Annotated in this window: 20 protein-coding genes; 6 read left to right on the top strand and 14 right to left on the bottom strand. The window is 71.6% G+C overall.

Features of this window, described 5'->3' with window-relative positions:
* Window position 1: 1 nt before the first annotated feature.
* Window positions 2-2,212: a HelD family protein gene (locus ACWCPY_RS21125; protein ID WP_451267186.1), complete on the bottom strand. Its 2,211-nt coding sequence runs from the start codon at window positions 2,210-2,212 to the stop codon at window positions 2-4.
* 421 nt (window positions 2,213-2,633) lie between these two features.
* Between ACWCPY_RS21125 and ACWCPY_RS21120 the strand changes: the two genes are divergently transcribed.
* Together ACWCPY_RS21120 and ACWCPY_RS21115 are read left to right on the top strand one after the other, a co-directional pair.
* Window positions 2,634-2,804: a hypothetical protein gene (locus tag ACWCPY_RS21120; protein ID WP_329820318.1), complete on the top strand. Its 171-nt coding sequence runs from the start codon at window positions 2,634-2,636 to the stop codon at window positions 2,802-2,804.
* A 451-nt stretch (window positions 2,805-3,255) separates the two neighbouring features.
* Window positions 3,256-4,062: an SGNH/GDSL hydrolase family protein gene (locus ACWCPY_RS21115; protein WP_451267076.1), complete on the top strand. Its 807-nt coding sequence runs from the start codon at window positions 3,256-3,258 to the stop codon at window positions 4,060-4,062.
* A gap of 71 nt (window positions 4,063-4,133) precedes the next feature.
* Here ACWCPY_RS21115 and ACWCPY_RS21110 read toward each other — a convergent pair whose 3' ends face one another.
* Window positions 4,134-5,588 carry an MFS transporter gene (locus tag ACWCPY_RS21110; protein ID WP_451267074.1) on the bottom strand — a complete coding sequence of 485 codons (1,455 nt, stop codon included), beginning with the start codon at window positions 5,586-5,588 and terminating at the stop codon, window positions 4,134-4,136.
* Window positions 5,589-5,634: 46 nt separating this feature from the next.
* On the opposite strand from ACWCPY_RS21110, the gene ACWCPY_RS21105 reads away from it, so the two are divergent.
* Complete coding sequence (locus ACWCPY_RS21105; protein ID WP_451267072.1) at window positions 5,635-6,207, top strand: winged helix-turn-helix transcriptional regulator; 573 nt, start codon at window positions 5,635-5,637, stop codon at window positions 6,205-6,207.
* A gap of 119 nt (window positions 6,208-6,326) precedes the next feature.
* On the opposite strand, the gene ACWCPY_RS21100 is transcribed toward ACWCPY_RS21105, so the two are convergent.
* Together ACWCPY_RS21100 and ACWCPY_RS21095 are read right to left on the bottom strand one after the other, a co-directional pair.
* Window positions 6,327-6,716, bottom strand: a complete 390-nt coding sequence (locus ACWCPY_RS21100) for a nuclear transport factor 2 family protein (protein ID WP_451267070.1) — start codon at window positions 6,714-6,716, stop codon at window positions 6,327-6,329.
* 40 nt (window positions 6,717-6,756) lie between these two features.
* Complete coding sequence (locus tag ACWCPY_RS21095) at window positions 6,757-7,605, bottom strand: class I SAM-dependent methyltransferase (RefSeq protein WP_451267069.1); 849 nt, start codon at window positions 7,603-7,605, stop codon at window positions 6,757-6,759.
* Window positions 7,606-7,675: 70 nt separating this feature from the next.
* Here ACWCPY_RS21095 and ACWCPY_RS21090 point away from each other — a divergent pair, with 70 nt between their 5' ends.
* Together ACWCPY_RS21090 and ACWCPY_RS21085 are read left to right on the top strand one after the other, a co-directional pair.
* Entirely contained in the window at window positions 7,676-9,550 is a 1,875-nt protein-coding gene (locus ACWCPY_RS21090; protein WP_451267067.1) for a S9 family peptidase, read from the top strand.
* A gap of 107 nt (window positions 9,551-9,657) precedes the next feature.
* Complete coding sequence (locus ACWCPY_RS21085; protein WP_451267065.1) at window positions 9,658-10,515, top strand: SURF1 family protein; 858 nt, start codon at window positions 9,658-9,660, stop codon at window positions 10,513-10,515.
* Between the two features lie 112 nt (window positions 10,516-10,627).
* On the opposite strand, the gene ACWCPY_RS21080 is transcribed toward ACWCPY_RS21085, so the two are convergent.
* From ACWCPY_RS21080 to ACWCPY_RS21045, 8 genes are all read right to left on the bottom strand, one after another.
* Window positions 10,628-11,839: a hypothetical protein gene (locus tag ACWCPY_RS21080; protein WP_451267063.1), complete on the bottom strand. Its 1,212-nt coding sequence runs from the start codon at window positions 11,837-11,839 to the stop codon at window positions 10,628-10,630.
* A 146-nt stretch (window positions 11,840-11,985) separates the two neighbouring features.
* Window positions 11,986-12,561, bottom strand: a complete 576-nt coding sequence (locus tag ACWCPY_RS21075) for a SigE family RNA polymerase sigma factor (protein WP_072487891.1) — start codon at window positions 12,559-12,561, stop codon at window positions 11,986-11,988.
* A 358-nt stretch (window positions 12,562-12,919) separates the two neighbouring features.
* Window positions 12,920-13,984, bottom strand: a complete 1,065-nt coding sequence (locus tag ACWCPY_RS21070; protein WP_451267061.1) for an aspartate-semialdehyde dehydrogenase — start codon at window positions 13,982-13,984, stop codon at window positions 12,920-12,922.
* The gene (locus ACWCPY_RS21065; protein ID WP_072487889.1) at window positions 13,981-15,252 is read right to left on the bottom strand and encodes an aspartate kinase; all 1,272 of its coding nucleotides are present in this window, start codon (window positions 15,250-15,252) and stop codon (window positions 13,981-13,983) included. The genes ACWCPY_RS21070 and ACWCPY_RS21065 overlap by 4 nt, the downstream gene beginning before the upstream one ends.
* Before the next feature lie 320 nt (window positions 15,253-15,572).
* A complete protein-coding gene (locus tag ACWCPY_RS21060; RefSeq protein WP_451267058.1) occupies window positions 15,573-17,690 on the bottom strand; it encodes a LamG-like jellyroll fold domain-containing protein in 2,118 nt (705 codons plus the stop codon).
* Window positions 17,691-17,791: 101 nt separating this feature from the next.
* Window positions 17,792-18,451 (bottom strand): DUF5063 domain-containing protein, encoded by a 660-nt coding sequence (locus tag ACWCPY_RS21055; RefSeq protein WP_451267056.1) that lies wholly within the window; start codon window positions 18,449-18,451, stop codon window positions 17,792-17,794.
* Window positions 18,452-18,582: 131 nt separating this feature from the next.
* Window positions 18,583-19,182 carry a recombination mediator RecR gene (gene recR / locus ACWCPY_RS21050; RefSeq protein WP_072487887.1) on the bottom strand — a complete coding sequence of 200 codons (600 nt, stop codon included), beginning with the start codon at window positions 19,180-19,182 and terminating at the stop codon, window positions 18,583-18,585.
* Between the two features lie 82 nt (window positions 19,183-19,264).
* A complete protein-coding gene (locus ACWCPY_RS21045; RefSeq protein ID WP_072487886.1) occupies window positions 19,265-19,600 on the bottom strand; it encodes a YbaB/EbfC family nucleoid-associated protein in 336 nt (111 codons plus the stop codon).
* A 357-nt stretch (window positions 19,601-19,957) separates the two neighbouring features.
* Between ACWCPY_RS21045 and ACWCPY_RS21040 the strand changes: the two genes are divergently transcribed.
* A complete protein-coding gene (locus tag ACWCPY_RS21040) occupies window positions 19,958-20,719 on the top strand; it encodes an SLATT domain-containing protein (RefSeq protein ID WP_451267053.1) in 762 nt (253 codons plus the stop codon).
* 93 nt (window positions 20,720-20,812) lie between these two features.
* Here ACWCPY_RS21040 and ACWCPY_RS21035 read toward each other — a convergent pair whose 3' ends face one another.
* Both ACWCPY_RS21035 and ACWCPY_RS21030 read right to left on the bottom strand, forming a co-directional pair.
* Window positions 20,813-21,463: a hypothetical protein gene (locus ACWCPY_RS21035; RefSeq protein ID WP_451267184.1), complete on the bottom strand. Its 651-nt coding sequence runs from the start codon at window positions 21,461-21,463 to the stop codon at window positions 20,813-20,815.
* Window positions 21,464-21,590: 127 nt separating this feature from the next.
* Entirely contained in the window at window positions 21,591-22,346 is a 756-nt protein-coding gene (locus ACWCPY_RS21030; protein ID WP_451267051.1) for a GntR family transcriptional regulator, read from the bottom strand.
* Window positions 22,347-22,390 lie beyond the last annotated feature (44 nt).

Genomic DNA, 22,390 nt, shown 5'->3' with positions numbered 1-22,390 from the left:
GTCAGCGCAGTGACTCGGGCAGTTCTTCCCTGTGGACGATGCCCAGGCGCTGCGTCGCCCGGGTGAGCGCCACGTACAGGTCGCTGGTCCCGAACCGGCCCGGCTCCACGACCAGGACATGGTCGAATTCGAGCCCCTTGGCCTCACGCGGGCCGAGCAGCACCACGGAACGGGTGAGGTCGGGTTCGGCGCCGGCCGTGACTCCGTCGAGCGCGGACGCGATCTCCTCGTGCAGGGCGCGCGGCGCGATCACCGCGAGGCGCCCCTCCTCGGGCGTCATCTCCGCGACGGCCCTCGCCACCGCGCCCGCCAGATCCGCCCCGGCGTCCCGCGTCCACGGCGTCCGGCCGGTGGACCGTACGGACCCGGGCGGTTCGAACGACGGGTCCTCGGCCCGTACGACGCCGGCTGCCAGCTCCATGATCTCCGCGGGCGTACGGTAGTTGACCCCCAGCCTGACGTGCTCGAAGCGGTCGCCGACGTACGGCTCCAGGATCCCTTCCCACGAGCCGACGCCCGCTTCCTCGGAGGTCTGCGCCGGATCGCCGACCAGGGTCATCGAGCGCGTCGGTGACCGGCGCATCAGCAACCGCCAGGCCATCGGCGACAGTTCCTGTGCCTCGTCGACGATGATGTGCCCGAACGCCCACGTCCGGTCGGCGGCGGCCCGCTCCGCCGCGCTCCGGTGGTCGGCCTCCTCGTGCCGCTCCGCCATCCGTTCGGCGTCGATGACATCGTGGGCGGCCAGGACCTCGGACTCCTCGTCCTCGAACTCGTATGTCTCCGAACCCCGGGACAGATCCAGCACTCCCTGCGCGAAGGCGACCCTCTGCAGGCGCTCGGCCTCGGCGGCGGCCCGCTCGGCGCTGTCGTCCGAGCCGAGCAGTTCGGCCGCCTCGTCGAGGAGCGGCACATCGGCCGGGGTCCACTCCCGGTCCCCGGGAGCGCGCCGGATGGCCTCGGCGTCCTCCTCCGGCACGTGCACCGGCTCGGCCAGATAGTCGGCGAGGAAGTCCTCCGGGGTGAGGGCCGGCCACAGCGCCCCGACGGCCGCGTGCACCTCCTCGCTCGCGGCGACGCCCTTGCCGAGCTGGGCGATGTCGTCCGGGCCGAGGAAGTTGGGGCCGCCGTACGGATCGGCGCCGATGCGTTCGGTGAGCTGGGCGGTGAGGGCGTCGATGACGTGGAACGCGAAGTACGGGCGGGCGAGGTTGTGCGGCAGACGGGTCTCGCGGGCCGCCCGGCGGGCCTCGTGGGCGATCTCCCGGTCCAGGACGAGATCCCCGTCGTCGTGCGGGATGACCACCGGCACGCCGGGCTCGGGCAGCCCCTGCCGGTCGCGTACGGCGAGGGCGAGCGCCTCGGCCATTGCCGCACCGCCCTTGACGGCTGCCGCGCGGGGGGTGTCGGTGCCGCGGGCGTGGACACCGGGGAAGAGCTCGGCCTGCGTGGCGAGCAGCACCCCGGTCTCGCCGAGAGCGGGCAGCACCTCGCCGATGTAGCGGAGGAAGGCCGGATTGGGGCCCACGACCAGGACCGCGCGCTTGGCCAGCAGCTCACGGTGCTCGTACAGCAGGAAGGCCGCACGGTGCAGGGCGACCGCCGTCTTGCCCGTGCCGGGCCCGCCCTCGACGACCAGGACGCCGCGGTGCGGGGCACGGATGATGCGGTCCTGCTCCGCCTGGATGGTCCGCACGATGTCACCCATGCGGCCGGTACGGGCGGAGTCGAGCGCGGCGAGCAGCACGGCGTCGCCGCTCGGGTCCTCGAAACCGCTGCGTTCACGATCCCCGAGATCGAGGATCTCGTCGTGCAGCTCGGTGACCGTGCGGCCGTCGGTGGTGATGTGCCTGCGCCTGCGCAGGCCCATGGGCATATGTCCGGTGGCGAGATAGAAGGGCCGGGCGACCGGTGCCCGCCAGTCGATCAGAAGGGGGGTGTGTTCGGTGTCGTCCTCGCGAATTCCGATACGGCCGATATGGTGCGCCGCACCGTCGTGGAGATCGATTCGGCCGAAGCACAGTGAGCCGTCCACGGCGTTCAGGGCCGCCAGCAGGCCGGAACGTTCGGCGACGAGCACATCGCGTTCGAGGCGGGCCTGCAACCCGTTCCCGACTGGGGTCAGCGCCTCCTCGACGTGCTGCGCGGTGACCCCGCGCAGCGTGTCGACGCGGTCGTAGAGCCGGTCGATGAATTCCTGCTCCTTCTGCAATTCGACGTTTTCGCGAGTTGACAAAATCGCTCCCTGCCGGATATGGTGATTCTTGTCGGGTCCCGTTGAGGGGCCTTTTTTCGTGGCACACAGAACCACCCAATATACGTCGGGAAATCCCCGTTCCGCAATTGCGGAACGGGGATTTCCCGTGCTCATGACGCGATCCGGCGGCACCGCAGGTCCTGCCCGCCGGGGGCCGTGCGCTCCGCGGCGAGCAACAGGGCGGGCACGACGGCGGCCACCCCGAGCTCGGCACATCGGGCGGCGCCGGCCGGCCTCCGGCACGAGTGACCCGCCGCCGCATCCGGAACCCGGAGGGAGTCGCACCGGGCACCCGCCACCCGGAATGCACCTTTCGCACCTACATGCGAGTCTGGTGATGGCCCATCGTCCGAGATCCGCAACAGGAGGCACGATCGTGGGCAAGAAGCAGAGTCGGCAGAACCGCGGTGCCCGCACCGGCGGCCACGAACGCAGCGCTGCTCCGGAAGCGAAGGAGCAGACGCGGCCAACGGCCGCCCAGGAGACGGTGCACGCCATCTCAGAACAGGTCTCCCACCGGAAGCAGCGGAGGTTCGGCCACAACTGATCCTCTTAGAACCGGACAACCGCCCTCTGCGGCGGCACCCCGTCTCGGGGCCAGCCGCCGCAGAGGGCGGTTTTTTTGTGCTGCGGATACCCGCTGAGGGGGGTGCCGAGGGGGCGTCGAGGGGGTCCGGGTGGGGTGCCGGGGTGGTCGGGGCGGGGCGCTGAGGCGGGATGCCGGGGTGGGGTGCCGAGCCGATCCGCCCGCCGGATCCCGTAGGCCCGCGTGCCCGTCTGGCGGACGCGGGCCGACGTACGAACTCCCGCCGGTACACCACCCATTCGGGGCGCTCCCGGAGGTTTGTCTACGCGCGGAGCTACGGCGCCCGAACGATCATTCGGGCATATCAGACCAGTTCTTCCGCAGCTATTACCGGCCGGTACCAATAGCTGCTAGAAACGTGGCGCTCAATCAACCCCCCACCCACCCCCCACACTTCGGAGGGCTGACAGCCATGTCAGTACGGAGATTCTGGGCGTCCGCATCCACTCTGGTCCTCGCCGCCGTGGCCGCGCTGGGCGTTGCCCAGCCGGCCTCGGCAAACTCCACGGCCGCCGCCGGTGGGTACGTCGCTCTCGGCGACTCGTACTCCTCCGGCGTCGGTGCGGGGAGCTATCTGTCCGACAGCGGCGACTGCCGCCGCAGCACCAACGCCTATCCCTACCTCTGGGCAGCCGCCAACTCGCCTTCCTCCTTCGCCTTCGTGGCCTGTTCCGGTGCCACGACCACTTCGGTGGCCGGGACCCAGCTGGGGGCGTTGAACTCGTCCACCGGCCTGGTCAGCGTCACCGCGGGCGGCAACGACGTCGGGTTCGCCGACGTCATGCAGGACTGCGTGCTCTCCGGCGAGGCCGCCTGTCTCAGCAGCGTCGGCTCGGCCGTCTCACAGGTCCAGAACGCGCTTCCGTCCAAGCTGAGTTCGCTCTACGGCTCCATCCGGTCGCGGGCCCCGCAGGCCCATGTGGTGGTGCTGGGCTACCCGCGCTTCTACCAGCTGAGCGGCAGCTGCATCGCCGGGCTCTCGGAGAAGGAGCGGTCGGCCATAAACAACGCGTCCGACGTGCTGAACGGGGTGATCGCCAAGCAGGCGGCCGACGCCGGGTTCACGTTCTCCAGCGTGGTCGACGAGTTCACCGGGCACGAGCTGTGCTCCGGTGACGCCTGGCTCCACAGCGTGTCGATCCCGGTCTACAACTCGTACCACCCCAAGGCCGCCGGTCAGTCCGGTGGTTACCTTCCGGCCTTCCGCTCGGCCGCGTAGGACGCGGACGACGGAGGTGCAGCGGCGCGGCGGGCCGCCGGGGGTTCTCCCGGGGGTCCGCCGCACTGCTGTCACGGCCGGGCGGCGGGAGCGGCCGCCGCGGCGCCCGGCCGGTGCAGCGTCAGGGCGGTGACCGCGCCGAGTACGGCGGTGGCCGCCGCCGCCCACCAGCCGTGGCGGAACGCGTCGAGCACCTCGCCCGGCCCGGCCGGCGCTCCGAGCAGCGTGACCATCAGCGCCACACCCAGCACCGAACCCGTCTGGCGGGCCATCGAGGTGACGGCCGATCCGGTGGCGAACCGGGTGGGCGGGAGCGCCGCGGCGGCCACACCGACCAGGGTGGGGAGGGCGAGGCCGACGCCTGTGCCGGTGACCACCATGCCGGGGAGGAAGCTGCTCGCGTAATGCGGGGCCGTATCGAGGGCCAGGGCCCACCAGATCAGCCCCGAGGCGAAGAACAGGCAGCCGAGCGCCGCGGTGCGGCCCGCTCCGAGCCTGCGGACGACCGGCCCCGAGAGGACGGCGAGCACGGGCACGACCAACGGCCCGGGCGCGATGGCCAGTCCGGTGCGGATCGCCGAGTACCCCCACACCTGCTGGCACCAGAGCACCGCCGTCAGCAGCATCGCCGCGAACGCGACGGTGAAGAGCAGAGCCCCGAGGGTGGCCGTCGCGAAGACCCGGGAACGCAGCATCGGCAGTTCGACGACCGGGGCCGGATGACGGGCGGAGCGCACCCAGAAACCCGCGGCGAGGATGACCGTCGCGAGCAGCGGAACGAGGACCCGGGGCGAACTCCAGCCCCAGTCATCGGCCTTGACCAGGGCGAACGCCAGGGCGCCGATCGCGAGGGTGAGCAGCACCGCCCCGACGAGGTCCGGGAACGGGCCCTCGCGGTGCGGGCGGGCCTCGGGCAGCAGCCGTACGCCCGCGAGCAGCCCGATCACGCCGACCGGCACATTGATGAGAAAGACCCAGCGCCAGTCCGCCTCCACGAGCACACCGCCGACCACCGGGCCCAGACCGGCCGCGATGCCGCCGATCGCCGCCCAGCTCCGGATGGCCCGGGGACGGCGTTCCGCGGGGGTGTCGACGAGCAGCAGGGCCAGCGACGTCGGCATGAGCGCGGCGGCCCCGGCCGCCTGCAGCGCGCGGGCGGCCACCAGCCAGCCGACTCCCGGGGCGAACGCGCAGAGCGCGGAGGCGACGGTGAAGACCGCGAGGCCGAGGAGGAAGCCGCGGCGGTGACCGTACCGGTCGGCGAGCCGGCCCGCGACGACGAGCAGGGCGGCGAAGACGATCGCGTACGCGTTGAGCACCCAGGACAACGTGGCGAGGGAGCTGCCGTCGAAGGCGTCGCCGAGTGCGGGGACCGCGACATTGACGATGAACAGGTCGAGATTCACGACGAAGACACCGGCCGAGACGATCCAGACGGTGGCTCGCGAGGAGGGAGCGGGGGGCGAGGGGCGGGCCGTCTCCCGGCCGGCCGCCGAAGCCAGTGAGTTTGATTTTCCAACTGTCATGGCGGCAAGGTAGCGCCAGTGAGTTTGAGATGGCAACCTTGTGGTGATGAGTGCTGCACAGGAACCCCATGCCCCTGCCGCCCCGACGGTCACACTGCCGGGCCGCCCCTGCTCGGCCGCTGCGGCACTGCACGTGGTGGGCGAGAAGTGGGCGCTGCTCGCGGTGCGCGAGATCTTCTTCGGCAACCACCGCTTCGAGGCGATCGCCCGTAACACCGGCGCGCCCCGCGACCGTCTCGCGGCGCGGCTGCGTTCACTGGAGCAGGCGGGGGTGGTGGAGCGGCGGCCCTACAACGAACGCCCGCCGCGTTACGAGTACCACCTGACCGATTCCGGACGCGATCTCGCACCGGTCATCCGGGCGCTGCTGGACTGGGGCGACCGGTGGGTGCTGGAGGACCGGCCGGTGGTCATGATCCATGAGCCGCCCTCGGACGCGGACGGCCGGACACCCGGCCGGTCACATGGCCAGGCACCCGCGCACGCGCACGATCTCGATGCGGCGTGGATCTGCCGCACATGCGGCGAGGAAGTCGTGATGAACACGCTGACGGTCGATGTCCGCTCCCCCGGCTGGGACCGCTCGGGCCCCAGAAAGCCGGGCCCGTCCGCCGACTGACGGCGACTTCGGCATCGGCGTGGGCACCGGTGTCGGGATCGACGTCGGCGTGGCATCGGCATGGACCTCGCGTCGGCGCCGGCGCCGGCGTCGACGGGAGATCGCAGGGGCGTCGGACGTCAGTACCGCTCGGCGAGATGCTCCCGGCCCGCCGGGGGCCCGTACGGCTCGGGCCAGAAGTCGGTGATCCCGCTGATCCGCCCCGTCGCGTCGAACACGAAGAAATGAACGGCGGGCAGCTCCTCGGCACCGGCCGTGAAGAGCGTACGGACAGCGGCCTGCCGCCCCTGGCCGTCGGCCACCACCCGCTCGACGCGGACGCACCAGTCCCCCGGGTACTCCCGGTTGAACCGCAGATAGCGCTCCTTGCCGCGGATGCGCTCGCGGGTCTGCGGCAGGTCGTACAACACCTCGTCGGTCAGCGTCGCGGCGAAGGCGTCCCAGTCGCGGGCGTCGGCCGCGCTCCAGTACGTCTCCACCACGGCGCGCAGATCGGCAGTCGTCGTCATGCTCCGAGTCTGGACCCCGCCACTGACAGTCGGCCCTTGTTCAGGAATCGGCCGCCCTCGACGCCTTGATGGAGTACATCAGCGGGATGCGCGGCCGGCCGGCGGGGAAGCGGTAGGAACCGTCGCCCTGCCGTTCCAGATCCGAGAAGCGCGCGAAGAGCGAGATGTCGTGCTCGTGCAGGAACTCGATCCGCAGCCCGGCCGCGGCCAGCGCCGACACCACCTCGCCGATCGGGTGCTGCCATTCGACGCTGCGGTTGTGGACGGTGGGCGCGTCGAAGTCCGCGTACGTGCCGGGCGTCTCGTCCACCCAGGCGTCGCGGCTGAAGTAGTCGTGCTCGACCCTCGTCCCGGTGGAGTCGTCGAGGCAGTCCGTGATCGGGTGGAACTCCGCGAGGTAGAGGAAGCCACCGGGCGCCACCAGCGATGCGGCGGTCTCGGCCCAGCGGCGGGTGTCGGGCAGCCAGTTCAGCGCGCCGATGCCGGTGTAGACGATGTCGTACGACGAGTCGGGGACGGCCTCCGCGGCATCGTGGACGTCGGCCGCGACGAACGCCGCCCGGTCCTGGCCGAACCCGAGCTCGCGGGCCAGGGCGCGCGCGGTCTCGACGGCCGGTTCGGAGAAGTCCAGACCGACGACCTGCGCGGCGCCGTGCCGGGCCCAGGAGAGGGTGTCGACCCCTATGTGGCACTGCAGATGCAGCAGCGACTTTCCCGTGACGTCCCCGACCTCGGCGAGCTCGAAGTCGCGCAGGGCGTCCTTGCCGGCGCGGAAGGATTCGAGGTCGTAGAAGTCGCTCGTGGCATGGATGGGGACCCGCTCGTCCCAGTGCGCGCGGTTTGCCTCGTGCCAGTCGGCGGGCCGGTCGGCAGGGGTCGGTGGATGCATGCCGGGAGGTTATCCACAGGCTGCGGACGAAGCGAACGAATTGTCGGCGTTCCGACGCAGAATGGGGGGCATGACTGAGATCACCGGCTCGACGCCCACCCCTTCCCACCAGGCCCCCGCCTCCGTGCCGGAGTGGGAGCAGCGCTTCCGGGCGCCACGGGTGTCGTTGCCCGACTGGGCGGAGGACGCCCCCGACCGCGCGCTGTTCGTCTCCAACGCGACGGGGACGTACGAGCTGTACGCGTGGGACCGCGCCACCGGGGAGCAGCGCCAGGTGACCGACCGGCCGAACGGCACGACGGACGGGGCGCTGACACCCGACGGGAAGTCGGTCTGGTGGTTCGACGACACCGATGGCGACGAGTTCGGGGTGTGGATGCGCCGGCCGTTCCCCGCCGGCGGGGACGCGGAGCCGGGCACCGCGGTGGACGAACCGGCGACGCCCGGTCTCGGCCCCGCGTACCCGGCCGGGCTCGCGATCGGGCGGGACGGCACGGCGGTGGTCGGCCGCTCGACCGACGAGGACGGGACGACGATCCATGTCGTACGGCCCGGGGCGGAGCCCGTGGAGATCTACCGCCACCGCGAGTCGGCGGGCGTCGGCGACCTCAGCCATGACGGGACGCTGATCGCCCTGGAGCACACCGAGCACGGCGACGCGATGCACTCCGCGCTGCGCGTGGTGCGCCCGGACGGGACGACGGTCGCCGAGCTGGACGACACCGAGGGCGGTACGAAGGAGCTGGGTCTGACGGTGCTGGGCTTCGCCCCCGTCGCCGGGGACACGAGGCTCCTGGTCGGGCACCAGCGGCGCGGCCGCTGGGAGCCGATGATCTGGGATCCGACGACGGGCGAGGAGACGGACCTCGCGATCGGTCTGCCCGGCGATGTGGTCGCCGAGTGGCATCCGGACGCCTCCGCGCTGCTGGTCGTGCACGCCTTCGAGGCCCGCAGCGACCTGTGGCGGTACGAGCCGGGGGCGGGCGGCGCCCCTGTCCGGGTGGAGACGCCCGCGGGTTCGGTGTCGGGTGCCACGGCCCGGCCGGACGGCACGGTGGAGTACCTGTGGTCCTCGGCGGCGCAGCCGCCCGTCATCCGGTCCACCTCGGGTGCGGTGGTGCTCGATCCGCCCGGTGCGAAGGCCCCGGCGTCCGTGCCGGTGGAGGACGTGTGGGTGGACGGGCCCGGGGGCCGTGTCCATGCGCTGGTGCAGCGGCCCGCCGCCCCGGCCGAGGGCCCGTTCCCGACGGTCTTCGAGATCCACGGCGGCCCGACCTGGCACGACAGCGACTCCTTCGCCTCCGGCCCCGCCGCCTGGGTGGACCACGGCTACGCGGTCGTCCGGGTCAACTACCGCGGCTCCACCGGATACGGCCGCGCCTGGACGGACGCGCTGAAGCAACGGGTCGGCCTGATCGAGCTGGAGGACATCGCCGCGGTGCGGGAGTGGGCGGTGAAGTCCGGCCTCGCGGACCCGGAGCGGCTGGTCCTGGCCGGCGGTTCCTGGGGCGGCTATCTGACCCTGCTCGGCCTCGGTACGCAGCCGGACGTCTGGGCCCTCGGCCTGGCGGCGGTCCCGGTCGCCGACTACGTCACGGCGTACCACGACGAGATGGAGGACCTGAAGGCGATGGACCGCACGCTGCTGGGCGGCACGCCGGAGGAGGTTCCCGAGCGCTTCGAGGCGTCGTCCCCGCTGACGTACGTCGACGTGGTCCGGGCGCCGGTCTACATCTCGGCGGGCGTCAACGACCCGCGCTGCCCGATCCGCCAGGTGGAGAACTACGTCGACCGGCTGAAGGAGCGGAACGCGGTGCACGAGGTGTACCGGTACGACGCGGGACACGGTTCGCTCGTCGTGGAGGAACGGATCAAGCAGGTCCGCCTGGAGCTGGACTTCGCCCGGCGCCACCTGTCCCCGGAGCCGGGCACGACCGGCGCGTAGCGAACGGATGGGCGGGCCGTCCGTCCCCGGCGGCACAGGGCCGGGGACGCGGCCGTCAGTCGGCACCCCGCTCCGGCCGGCCGGAGCGGGGACCGTACCGTGGAGGGGTGTACCGGTTCCTGCTGACCCCGCGATGGTGGGGGATCAACCTCTTCGTCGTGCTGGCCATCCCGTTCTGCGTGTTCATGGGCACCTGGCAGCTCGGCCGCTTCGAGGACCGCGTGCAGACGCACGACGCCGCCGAGAAGCAGCCCGCCCCGGGTTCCAGGCCCGCCAAGCCGATCGACGAGCTGCTGCCCGTCGACACGGTGACCTCCGGCCGCCCCGCCACCGCCACCGGCCGGTACGCCGACCAGTTCCTGGTGCCCGGACGGAAGCTGGACGACAGGAGCGGCTTCTACGTCCTGAACATGCTCCGTACGGACAGCGGCAAGGCGCTTCCGGTGGTGCGTGGCTGGCTGCCCGGCAAGCCCGGCAGCACCGACGTGCCCCCCGCACCGACCGGCGAGGTCACGGTGACGGGCGACCTCCAGGCGTCCGAGAACGCCGGCACCACGGGCGTCGACACGACGGGCGGGCTCCCCGACGGCCAGCTGGGCATGATCAGCGCCGCGTCCCTGATCAACCTCGTCCCGTACGACGTCTACGACGCATGGGTCACGCTCCAGGACGCGGGCGCCGGTGCCGGGGACAAGGCTGCCGGCGCGCTGCGTCCTGTCCCGGCTGCCCAGGCACAGGGCACCGGGCTCGACCTGAAGGCATTCCAGAACCTCGGCTACACCGGCGAGTGGTTCGTCTTCGCCGGGTTCGTGCTCTTCATGTGGTTCCGGCTGGTCCGCCGCGAGGCCGAGGCGGCGCGCGACCTGCAACTGGGCCTGGTCGAGGAAGAGGAAACGGAAAAGGAAGCGGAAGCCGGTTCCGGGGCCGGGGCCGGCAAGGACGCCGTGGGCTCCGGAGCCGTCTGAGACACACGGCCCCGGACGCAGGTACAGCACGGACACAGGCACGGACACACGCGAGGGGCCCGCCGATCGATCGTCGATCCGGCGGGCCCCTCGCGTCGCACGTCGTACGGCGTCACGTCGCGGGAGCGAGCACCCCGGTCCGGTAGATCGTGCCCGAGCAGGCGTTGGCGATCTTCGCCTCCGCGACCGGTGCCCCGGCCTCCGGCGTGTGCGTCACGGCGACGCTGCCGTCCTGCGTCCCGCCGCCGTCCTCGCTGCCGAACTGCGCGTCCGCCCCCGTCGCCCCGTCGCCGCTTCCCGAACCGGTACCGGCGGTCGTGGCACCGCTCGCACCGCCCGCGTCGTCGGTCGGTGACGGGCTCGGGGAACCTCCGACGCTCGGACAGGTGTCCTTCGGCACCCAGGCGAACTTCACCTCGTACGCCATCGACGGCTTCAGCAGCACCGTCCTCTGCTCCTGCGAAGGGTCGGGCAGCCCGGCCGCCGCGTCACCCGCGGTGTGCTGGACAACCGCGATCCTGGCCGGGTCGGCCGCGCCTATCGCCTGGAAGCCCACACTGCCGCTGCTGCTCACCGAGCACTCCGTGCCGGAGACATTGGCGATCCGGAAGGTTCCGTAGACCGTGCCGTCGGCACCGGCCGCTCCGGTCTCGGCCGAGGCGACACTTAGCTGCTGCGGGTCGCAGCTCGGCATGGAGGCCATCGCGGGGTCGGTCGGACCGCCGCCCCCGCCCGACAGCTGTCCGTCCCCGCCCTGGCCACGGCTGTCGAAGGGGCTGCTCGTGCTCGTGGGCCGGTTCCGGTCGCCATCGGTCTGCCCGTCGGCGTTGCCGCCGCTGTTCCTGCCGCCGGCCTGCGCGCCGCTGTCCGTGCCGTTGCCGCCCTGCGCCTGCTCGCCGTGCCCGGCTATCGCGGGGTTGGCGGCGTTCGAACCGTCGGAGTTCGCGACATGGACGAAGGCGGGCACCGCGGTGCCGATGAGCAGCGCCGCGGCCGCCAGGCCGACGACGGCCTGCCGCCGCTTGGCGCGCCGGACGGGAACCGCGCGCTGCAGATGGTCGAGCGTGCCGTCGCCGGGCTCGATGTGCTGGACGGCACCGCGCAGCATGCGGCGCAGCGCGACCTCGTCGAGGTCCGCACCGTCACCGGCTCCCGGTCCGCCGTGCGGGCCCGGATCCGGGCCGAAGAGACTGCTCGGACTGCCGAGTTCGGCGGTCTCGGCCGCCCCGGCGGATTCAGCGGCCCCAGCGGCCCCGGCCCCGTCGGCGCCGGCGGCCTCCGCGTCCGCGTTCGCCCGCGAGGCGTTCTCCGGCCCGTGGTTCACAATTCCGTTTCCAGTCCGGTCAATCCGACGCTCACGTCGCTGCTCACGTTCAGAGCCGTGCTCACGTTCATCGGAGCCGTGCTCACGCTCGCCGGGGCCCTGCCCGCGTTCATCGGGGCCGTTCTCGTAGTCGCGGTCGCGCCGGCTCATGCCTGAGCCTCCATCACGACGCGCAGCGCCGCGATCCCGCGGGAGCCGTAGGCCTTGACCGAACCCAGGGATATCCCCAGCGTCTCGGCCACCTGAACCTCCGTCATGTCCGCGAAGTAGCGCAGCACCAGTACCTCCCGCTGGCGCCGTTGCAGCCCCCGCATCGCCTTGATCAGCGCGTCCCGCTCCAGCTGGTCGTAGGCACCCTCCTCCGCGCTCGCCATGTCCGGCATGGGCTTGGAGAGCAGCTTCAGTCCGAGGATGCGGCGGCGCAGCGCGGAGCGCGAGAGGTTGACGACGGTCTGGCGCAGATACGCGAGTGTCTTCTCCGGGTCCCGTACCCGGTTGCGGGCCGAGTGCACCCGGATGAACGCCTCCTGCACCACGTCCTCACAGGAGGCCGTGTCGTCCAGGAGCAGCGCCGCGAGACCGAGCAGCGAACGGTAGTGGGCCCGGTAGGTCTCGGTGAGATGGTCGACGGTGGTTCCGGCAGCCACGCTCTCCTCAGCGCCCTCGCGCTGCGAGGGCAGCCGTGCGGGGCGCGCAGCGGGCATGGGCGCAATCACCGGCATACCGCCGGGTGCGCGGGGCCGTCGGAGCGGACGCACCGAAGCGCCGCGCAAGGGGCCCACCACTGTGATATCGAGAACCTCTGCCACGCCAGTTGGACACGTTTCCCCCCGTCAGGGTTGTACGCGCGCGGCACCGCGTTCGCCGCTGTGCGACATGCCCTCATACGTACCTGCTCTTCCCCAAATGCCCCGATTGTGCGCCCCGCCGCGCCAGAGGTGACGGCATAGACGCACACTCCCGGGCCAGTGGTTGCAGCAGGCCGAAAGTCATCGTCGGATACCGCGACACCCCAGCTCAAGAGGTTGAGACCTTCAACTTACTCACAGAGCATTCACAGACAGTACAAAACAGGTTCGATCAGGACCGGGGAAACTCCGCGGCCACCGACTCGGCGATCTGCGCCACGTTCAACGCCGCGCCCTTGCGGAGGTTGTCGCCGCAGACGAACAGCTCCAGAGCCCGCGGATCGTCCAGTGACCTGCGCACTCGCCCGACCCAGGTCGGATCGGTGCCGACGACGTCGGACGGTGTCGGGAAGTCCCCGGCCGCCGGGCTGTCGTACAGCACCACGCCCGGAGCCGTCGCCAGGATCTCGTGGGCCCGGTCGACCGCGATCTCGTTCTCGAACCGGGCGTGCACGGACATCGAGTGCGTCGCGACGACGGGTACGTACACGCAGGTCGCCGCGACCCGCAGGCCCGGCAGGTCCAGGACCTTGCGGCACTCCTCGCGGATCGCCAGCTCCTCCGACGACCAGCCGTCCCCGGCCTCGGTCCCGGCCCAGGGCACCACGTTGAGGGCGACCGGGGCGGCGAAGGGGCTGCCCTCCGCGTCACCCAGGGCCCTGCGTACGTCCCCCGGCTTCGTGCCCAGTTCCGTACCGGCGACCATCGACAGCTGTTCGCGCAGCGCGGCGACACCGTCCCGGCCCGCCCCGCTCACCGCCTGGTACGAGGAGACGACCAGTTCCCGCACGCCGAATTCGGCGTGCAGCGCACCGACCGCGACGATCAGCGCGAGCGTCGTGCAGTTCGGGCTCGCGACGATGCCACGTGGCCTGATCCGTGCGGCGTGCGGATTGATCTCGGGCACGACCAGCGGGACGTCCGCGTCCAGCCGGAACGCGGCGGAGTCGTCGATGACGACGGTGCCCTTGGCGGCGGCGATCGGCGCCCACTGCGCGGAGACCTCGTCGGGCACCAGGAACAGCGCCACGTCCACGCCGTCGAAGACGTCCTCGGTGAGTTCGAGGACCTCGCTCTCCTCGCCGCGCACGACCAGCTTGCGGCCGGCCGAACGCGGCGAGGCGATCAGCTTCACCTCGCCCCAGACATCCGCGTGCTGCGAAAGGATCTGGAGCATGACGCCGCCGATCGCCCCGGTCGCTCCGACGACCGCGAGCGAAGGACGGCGCGCGGTCATCGGCCGGTGCCCCCGTAGACGACGGCCTCGTCGGAGTCGCTGTCCAGGCCGAAGGCGGTGTGCACGGCGCGCACGGCCTCGATGACGTCGTCCGCGCGGGTGACCACCGAGATGCGGATCTCGGACGTCGAGATCAGCTCGATGTTCACACCGGCGTCCGACAGCGCCTCGAAGAAGCCCGCCGTGACCCCCGGATTGGTCTTCATACCGGCGCCGACCAGGGAGATCTTCGCGATCTGGTCGTCGTAGCGCAGCGACTCGAAGCCGATGCTGCCGCGGTTGCGCTCCAGGGCGTCGATGGCCTTGCGGCCCTCGGCCTTCGGCAGCGTGAACGAGATGTCGGTCAGCCCGGTCGACGCGGCGGAGACGTTCTGCACCACCATGTCGATGTTGATCTCCGCGTTCGCGATGGTGCGGAAGATCGCGGCGGCCTCGCCCGGCTTGTCGGGCACGCCGACGACGGTGATCTTGGCCTCGGAGACGTCATGGGCGACTCCGGAGATGATCGCGTGCTCCACCTTCTGGTCCCCTTGCGGCTCGTTGCTGACCCAGGTTCCGCGCAGTCCGGAGAAGGACGAGCGGACGTGGATCGGGATGTTGTAGCGGCGTGCGTACTCCACGCACCGGTGCAGCAGCACCTTGGAGCCGGACGCGGCCAGCTCCAGCATGTCCTCGAAGGAGATCCAGTCGATCTTCCGGGCCTTCTTCACGACCCGCGGGTCGGCGGTGAAGACACCGTCCACATCGGTGTAGATCTCACAGACCTCGGCGTCCAGCGCGGCCGCGAGGGCGACGGCGGTGGTGTCGGACCCGCCGCGGCCGAGGGTGGTGATGTCCTTCTTGTCCTGGGACACACCCTGGAACCCCGCGACGATCGCGATGTTCCCCTCGTCCAGCGCCGTACGGATACGGCCCGGCGTCACATCGATGATGCGCGCTTTGTTGTGGACCGAGTCGGTGATGACGCCCGCCTGGCTGCCGGTGAAGGACTGGGCCTCGTGGCCCAGGTTTTTGATCGCCATCGCCAGCAGGGCCATGGAGATCCGCTCTCCGGCGGTCAGCAGCATGTCGAACTCACGCCCGGCAGGGATCGGGGATACCTGCTCGGCGAGATCGATCAACTCGTCCGTCGTGTCGCCCATCGCTGACACCACGACAACCACCTGGTTGCCGTTCTTCTTGGCATCGACGATTCGCTTGGCGACGCGCTTGATGCCCTCGGCATCGGCTACGGAGGAGCCTCCGTACTTCTGCACGACAAGGCCCACGTGCGCTCCTCGCTCAGTCCATTACTGCGGTCGACTCAGTTTAACGAGCAGTCCGGAAACGCCCCGCTGATATCACATGGTGAGATGTCCCGCTCAGCACGTGATCATCGGCGTGTCGCCCGGACTGCTCGTACACGTTCCTGCCCGCCGCGCGGACCCGCACTCCCGTGTGTGGTCCGGCCCACACGCCCGGCGGCCCGGGGGCCACGATCCGGCGGCCTGCCCCTCCAGCGTGGACCGGAACCCGGCCATCCGCCCTTCGGAGGCGTGCCGGGCGAAGCCCGATGCCCGGCGCGCCCCCTCACCTCACCCCGCGCCCGCTACCAGAGAGCACTGACCTCGCTGTCGGTCAGTGCGCCGGAGAAGGCCCGGACCTGGTCCACGGCCCCGTGCAGGTACTCGCCCCACCCGTCGGCCGTACGTCCGCGGCCGACCTGGAGGCCGCCACCGCTCGTCCAGCCGCCACGGAACCCGGCGGTGCCCGCGGTCTCGGCGTAGCCGTCCACGTAGAGCGTGATCCGGTCCGCCGCGTCGTCGCGGACGACCGCGATCCGGTGCCCCGCGCCCTGGCCGCCGTCCGGCTGCTCGAACCGGGCGACCACCGTCTCCGCGGCTCCCGGCCCGTCCGCGTCGGTCACCACCAGTTCCCAGCTGGATGTGGACGGCTCGTAGCGGACCTTGAAGGCGTCACCGTGCGCCCCGCCCTGGGAGAGGACGGTCATCGGGCGGTCCGGCTCCCGGTCGGCCAGCCGCACCGTCGCGCTCACCGTGTAGCTGTCACCGGTGTCGACGACCGGCTTCTCCGTGGCCGCATGGCCCGAGACGCCGTCCAGGCTCAGATGGCCCTCGTCCGCGAGGGGCCAGTCCCCGGGGTCGCAGTCGGCGTCCAGCGGATCGCACGGCTCGTCCATCCGGAAGATCGAGGCACCCTGGCCGAGCTTCAGCGGCTGCCCGCCGTTCGACTCGGCGCTGATGCCGCCGGGAGCCGTCTCCAGCGCCCAGTGGCCGAGCAGCTGCGCCTTACGGGTACCGAGCTCCGCGACCTCGTCCGGCACGGCCACACGGTCGTAGACCCGGACATCGCCGACCTCGCCCTGCCAGCGGTCGCGGTAACCGGCCGCACCCTGCGCCCGGCCGATCTGGAAGCTCCCGTCGCCCGCCGCCGGGGTCACGGCCTGCTCCTCGCCCACCGCCCTGCCGTTGACGTACAGCCGGGCCCTGCCCGTCCGCGCGTCGTACCGCCCGAGCACATGCGCCCACTCACCTGTCTCGGGCAGGCCTCCGGTCAGTGGCGTACCGCCGACCGCGAACGACCAGACCGGCTTGCCGTCGGCCTGCCGGAGACCCAGCGTGAACGCGGGCCCCTGACCGGTGTCCTGACTGACGACGGTCCGGGTGCCGTCCACCGCGGCGGGACGCACCCAGGCCCCCACCGAGAAGGTCCCGTCCGCCGCGACGACCGGGGCGTCCGGCGTCACGAAACCGTGCCCCGTCCCGTCCAGGCTCACCGAGGACGTGACGTCCGTGCCGGACGGAGCCCCCGCGCCGAACGCGGCGCCGGCTCCGACGCGGGCCGCCGGACCGGCCTCCGCGGCCGCTGTGCGCGAGCCCGCCGCGTCGGCCAGCTTCCAGCGCGCGGCCGGTGCCCGGCCGGAGCCCACCCGGAACTGGTAGTTCGTGGGCGTGCTGCCGTTGCCCGCGCGGTCGAACGCCTGGACCTCCAGGCCGTGGAGGCCCGGCGACCCCGGGAGGTAGTCGATGTCCGCCGCACGGTCCGGGCCCGACGCCCGGACGGTCAGCTGCCGGCCGCCCAGAAAGCTGTAGTGATAGAACTCGACGTCCTCGGACGGCGAAGTGATGTGGAAGGTCCCGTGCACACCGACGCCGTCCGTCCAGGCATCGCCGTCCGGATAGTCGCCGGACGACACCGCGGGCTTGTCGGGCGCGTCCTTGTCGTACACGAACTCGCAGACCGTGCCCGCGCCGTCGGAGCTCCACGGCGACACCGCTTCCCCGTCATCGGCACGCACCCGCCACGAGATCACGGTGTCCGCGGGGACACCGTCCGGCAGCTTCCAGGAGAACGACCCGCCCTGTTGCCGTGCGTCGGTGGTGAACGTCAGCCGCTGCCCGGTGCCGTCGCCGTCCTGCCACCACGCCTCGAACTCGCCCTTGACCCGGCTCACCTCGCCCGGCCGGACGTCCGGGTCGTACAGCACGGCGGTCAGCTCCGGTGCGAACCGCACGTACGGCCGGTCCTCCCCCGCCGCGCATCCCCGGCCCGAGTTCTTCAGGTCCGAGACCGCCGGCTGGTACGGCGGCAGGTTTCCGGCCGCGGCCGCCGTGCCCGGTGTCGCCAGCATCGCCCCCACGACCGCCGACGACACTCCCAGCCATCCGGCTCTTCGCCGCCCCGACGCACCTCTGGTCACTCGCATGTTCCCTCCCCTTGACCGGCCGTGATCATCACAGGCCGAGGGGAGGCTAACAATGCGCACCGACAACGTCGCGGGCTTTACGCGCGGCCACCGCCGCGCCGCTACTGCACCGGCCGCAGCCCCAGCGGTCCCGCGATCTCCTCGGCCATGACGCGGCCGGCCTCCTCGGCCAGGTCGTCGTCGATGGTCTCCGAGTCGGTGTCCAGGCCGTCCAGTTCCTGGAGGGGCTGATTGAGGCGGATGTGGGCGATCAGGGACTGAAGGGCGCGCAGGGTGGCGGAGGCGGTGGAGCCCCAGTTGGAGAAGTAGGAGAACTGCCACCACCACAGGGCCTCGGTGGTGCGGTCCTCCTCGTAGTGGGCCAGGCCGTGGCGCAGGTCGGTGACCAGGTCGGCCAGGTCGTCCGAGATCCGGGCCGGGACCGGGGCCTTGCGGGGCTCGTACGGGTCGAAGACCTCGGAGTAGACGTCGATCGGCTCCAGCAGGGCGGCGAAGCGCTCGCGCAGCCCGTCGGCGTCCGGCTCCGCGCCCAGGTCCGGCTCGTAGCGCTCGTCGGGGACGATGTCCTCGTACGCGCCGAGCCGGCCGCCGGCCAGCAGGAGCTGGGAGATCTGGAGCAGCAGGACGGGGACGGCTTCCTCGGGCTCCTCGACCTTGGACACCTCGGTGACCGCGACGATGAACGTCTTGATCTGGTCGGCGATCTGGACGGCGAAGTCGTCCGGGTCCTGCGTGACGGAGTTCAGCGTGGCGTCAGACATCGAGGGGACCTCCCGTGGGCACGGTCGCGAACGGTGAGTAGAACATAGCGTCGCTGAACGTAAAGCCGCCGTGAGTCGCGGGAACGGTCGTGGAAACGGTCGTCGGAAGAACATCGGACGACGTGAAGGCGTCAGACATCGAGAAGGCGCCTCCCCTCGAAGGCGCGGCCCAGGGTGACCTCGTCCGCGTACTCCAGGTCGCCGCCCACCGGCAGGCCACTGGCCAGCCTGGTGACCCGCAGGCCCATCGGCTTGATCATCCGCGCCAGGTACGTCGCCGTGGCCTCGCCCTCCAGGTTGGGGTCGGTCGCCAGGATCAGCTCCGTGATCGAACCGTCGGCGAGGCGGGCGAGCAGCTCGCGGATGCGCAGATCGTCCGGGCCGACGCCCTCGATCGGGCTGATCGCGCCGCCGAGCACGTGGTACCGGCCCCGGAACTCACGGGTCCGTTCGATCGCGACGACGTCCTTCGGCTCCTCGACCACACAGATCACCGACGGGTCCCGGCGCGCGTCCCGGCAGATGTTGCACTGCTCCTGCTGGGCGACGTTGCCGCAGACCGAACAGAACCGGACCTTGTCCTTGACCTCCAGGAGGGCATGGGCGAGGCGGCGCACATCGGTCGGCTCGGCCTGCAGGATGTGGAAGGCGATCCGCTGCGCGCTCTTGGGCCCGACGCCGGGCAGCCTGCCCAACTCGTCGATGAGGTCCTGAACCACGCCTTCGTACAACGGGAACGCCTTCCTTTCCTGCTTCTGTTCCGGGTGAGCCGAGCGCTGTCCCCGGCGGGCCGGGCCGGGGGGGGTCAGCGGGTCAGAAGGGGAGGCCGGGCATGCCGCCCAGGCCCTGGGCCAGCGGGCCCAGCTTCTGCTGCTGGAGCTGCTGCGCGTTCTCGTTCGCCGCCTGGACCGCGGCGACGACGAGGTCCGCGAGCGTCTCGGTGTCCTCCGGGTCGACCGCCTTCGGGTCGATCACCAGGTTGCGGAGCTCGCCGGAGCCGGTCACGGTCGCCTTCACGAGACCGCCACCCGCCTGGCCCTCGACCTCGGTCCTGGCCAGTTCCTCCTGGGCCGCGGCGAGATCCTGCTGCATCTTCTGGGCCTGCTGCAGCAGTTGCTGCATATTGGGCTGACCACCACCGGGAATCACGGTCACTCCTGGCATTTCGACGACAAAATGTTTCGGTATGCCGAGCCTACGTGGTCACCGGGCAGCTCGCCCCACCCACTGGCGAGCAACTCTTTCGAGTGAGTTTCAGGCAGCCCTTGCCGGGCTCCTATACCTGATCACAGGCTCCGCACACCCGGGAATACCGCGTTTTCTGCCCCATGGCCCACCATTCGGCGGTAGGAAGGGCATGCACATCAGGACACCCAGGCCCACCGCCCGTCACGCAAAGTTACCTCTGCGGGACTGTCGGCCACGCCGGAAAGCAGTGAGCACCCCGCCGCCTCGAAACACATCGCCACATCAGGCGTCGCTACGCAGAATGCAGAGGAGTACCCGGTGAGTCAGCCGGAGATGCAGCCCGAAGGGCCGCCCCGCAACGAGCCCGGCCCGGCCGGCTCGGACTCCCGCGCACGGGGCCGGGATCTGACCGGTACCCCGTTCCCGCTCGGCGACTGGGGCGAACCCGCCGACCGCCTCGACGAGCTGTACCGCTGGGTCGAGACCGACGCGCTGCGCACCGCCGACTGGTATCTGAACGACCGGGTGGGGAAACGCCGCGGGGCCAGGGCGCTGCGGATCGGCACCGCGTTCGGGGCGGTCGCGGGCACCGCGCTGCCGCTGCTCGATCTGACCGGGGCGCTGCACGGGGCGGCGGGCTGGGGCTATCTGTCGCTGCTGCTGGGTGCCGCGAGCATGGCGTTCGACCGGTACTTCGGCCTCACCTCCGGCTGGATAAGGAATCTCGCCACCGCGCAGGCCGTGCAGCGGCGCCTCCAGGTGCTCCAGTTCGACTGGGCCTCGGAGTGCGTACGAGAGGTGCTCGGCCCGACCGAGGGGACGGCCAGCGAGGCGGCCGAGCGGTGCCTGGGGGTGCTGCGGCGGTTCTCGGAGGACATCACGGAGCTGGTGCGCACCGAGACCGCGGACTGGATGGTGGAGTTCCGGGCCGGTCCCGCACCGATGGGGATGCAGACGCTGTCGTCGAACGCCGGCACCGGTGGGCGTACGGACCACGGGGTGCTGTCGGGGCGGTTCCCGCTGCAGACGATGACCCGGCCGAACATGCCGCGCCAGCGCCCCCCGGAGTCCCCCCGGTGACCTCGCGGGCGCCCGTCGGGGAGGCGGGCGCCCGTTCCCGGACGGGCGCCCGCGGGGCGCCGGAGCCGGACGGGCCCCGGGGCCGGACAGGCCCTAGCCGAAGATGATCATCGAGCCCTGGGCGAGGCTGCGGGTGGCCGCCGCGTGCAGCCCCAGCCAGACGTGCCGCTCGCGGGCGAACGGGCTGTTGTCGTACGGGATCGGGGCCGCCGGTTCCTCCAGGGAGGTCGGTGCGGCGGGCGGCAGCGGGGCGGCCGGTGGGTTCGCCGGGTCGATGCCGATGGACGGGGCGACGTACTGCAACTCCCGCAGCAGCCCGTGCGAGGAGCCGAGCGGACCGCCGCCCTCCAGCAGGTCGTCGTCGGAGAGCGGGGCGGCGAAGTCCAGCGGGACGTACGCCCCGGCGTGGTCGTAGTGCCAGACCAGGTGGGACTGACGGGCCGTCGCCTCGAACATCTCCAGCAACTGCTCGTAGTCCCCGCCCAGTTCGCCGACCGGTGTGACGGCGAGGCCGCTGAGCTGGAGCAGGAAGGCGCGGCGCAGGAAGTGCAGGGCGTCGTAGTCGAAGCCCGCGACCGGTGCGACATCGCCCGTCAGCCCCGGCATGTAGGTGTACACGGGGACGGGCGGCAGTCCGGCCTCGCCCAACGCCTTGTCGTAGACGGCTATCTCTTCGGCGAACGGGTTGTCGGGGCTGTGGCACAGCACATCGACGAGGGGGACCAGCCACAGGTCACAGGCCACGAAGTCTCGCTCTCCCACGGTGCGCATCGGATGTTCGGGATGGTCGGGACAGCGTAATGCGGTGGGCGCGTTGCGCACAGTGGCCGTCGGCGGGCGGGGCCCGTCCGGCGGGGCGGAGCGGGGGCTGCTACCGCGGCGCCCCGGGGTCCGGGGACCGAACGGCCGGGCGGCCGTCGCGGAGCGGATGTGCGAGCTCACCGGCCGCGAGCCGGTCCGCCCAGTTCAGCGCGTGGGTCCGGTAGTCGTCCAGCACCGCGCGCACCGCGTCGTGTTCGCCGAGGGTGATCGCCGCGACGAGGTCCTGATGGCCGTGCCAGAGCCAGTCCCGGGCGGCCGGTTCGTGGCGCAGGTACGGCACCGCGAACACCCAGGCCTGGACGCGCAGTCGGTGCAGGAAGTCGTTGATGTACGGGTTGCCCACGAGCGTGCCCAGCTCGCGCCAGAACCGCAGGTCGTAGCCGATGAGGATGTCGAGGTCGCCGCCCCGCGCCGCCCGTGCGGCCTCCTGGGCCCTGCGGCGCAGGGAGACCAGGCAGTCCCGGTACCCGGCGGACTGCACGGTCGGGAGCCCGGCGCCGAAGAAGATCCCGCGGACGACTCCGTCGATGACCAGGGAGCGTGCCTCGACCAGGGAGCGGTAGTCGGCGACGGTGAACTCCCTTACCCGGAAGCCCCGGTGCTGGTCCGATTCCAGCAGTCCCTGCGCGGAGAGGTCGAAGAGCGCCTCACGCACCGGTGTCGCCGATACGCCGTACTGCTCGGCGATCTGCTTGACCGTGAACTCCCGCCCCGGCTGCAGACGCCCGGCGAGCACCTCGTCACGCAGCGCGTCCGCGATCTGCTGCCGCAGCGTACTGCGGGTCACAGCTCCGCTCGCGCACATGGCGCCCCTCCCCATTTTTTGCCTGCGGTCACCTTAAGCCAGGG

Source organism: Streptomyces sp. NPDC002403, assembly GCF_053593015.1.
The sequence above is the reverse complement of the archived record's forward strand: the minus strand, read 5'-3'. Positions and strand labels throughout refer to the sequence as shown.

What these genes read in the sequence shown, in the direction of transcription:
- ACWCPY_RS21115 (WP_451267076.1), top strand. Translation starts at nt 3,256, where the DNA reads ATGTCAGTACGGAGATTCTGGGCGTCCGCATCCACTCTGGTCCTCGCC.
- ACWCPY_RS21110 (WP_451267074.1), bottom strand. Translation starts at nt 5,588, where the DNA reads ATGACAGTTGGAAAATCAAACTCACTGGCTTCGGCGGCCGGCCGGGAG.
- ACWCPY_RS21105 (WP_451267072.1), top strand. Translation starts at nt 5,635, where the DNA reads ATGAGTGCTGCACAGGAACCCCATGCCCCTGCCGCCCCGACGGTCACA.
- ACWCPY_RS21100 (WP_451267070.1), bottom strand. Translation starts at nt 6,716, where the DNA reads ATGACGACGACTGCCGATCTGCGCGCCGTGGTGGAGACGTACTGGAGC.
- ACWCPY_RS21095 (WP_451267069.1), bottom strand. Translation starts at nt 7,605, where the DNA reads ATGCATCCACCGACCCCTGCCGACCGGCCCGCCGACTGGCACGAGGCA.
- ACWCPY_RS21090 (WP_451267067.1), top strand. Translation starts at nt 7,676, where the DNA reads ATGACTGAGATCACCGGCTCGACGCCCACCCCTTCCCACCAGGCCCCC.
- ACWCPY_RS21075 (WP_072487891.1), bottom strand. Translation starts at nt 12,561, where the DNA reads ATGCCGGTGATTGCGCCCATGCCCGCTGCGCGCCCCGCACGGCTGCCC.
- ACWCPY_RS21070 (WP_451267061.1), bottom strand. Translation starts at nt 13,984, where the DNA reads ATGACCGCGCGCCGTCCTTCGCTCGCGGTCGTCGGAGCGACCGGGGCG.
- ACWCPY_RS21060 (WP_451267058.1), bottom strand. Translation starts at nt 17,690, where the DNA reads ATGCGAGTGACCAGAGGTGCGTCGGGGCGGCGAAGAGCCGGATGGCTG.
- ACWCPY_RS21055 (WP_451267056.1), bottom strand. Translation starts at nt 18,451, where the DNA reads ATGTCTGACGCCACGCTGAACTCCGTCACGCAGGACCCGGACGACTTC.
- ACWCPY_RS21030 (WP_451267051.1), bottom strand. Translation starts at nt 22,346, where the DNA reads ATGTGCGCGAGCGGAGCTGTGACCCGCAGTACGCTGCGGCAGCAGATC.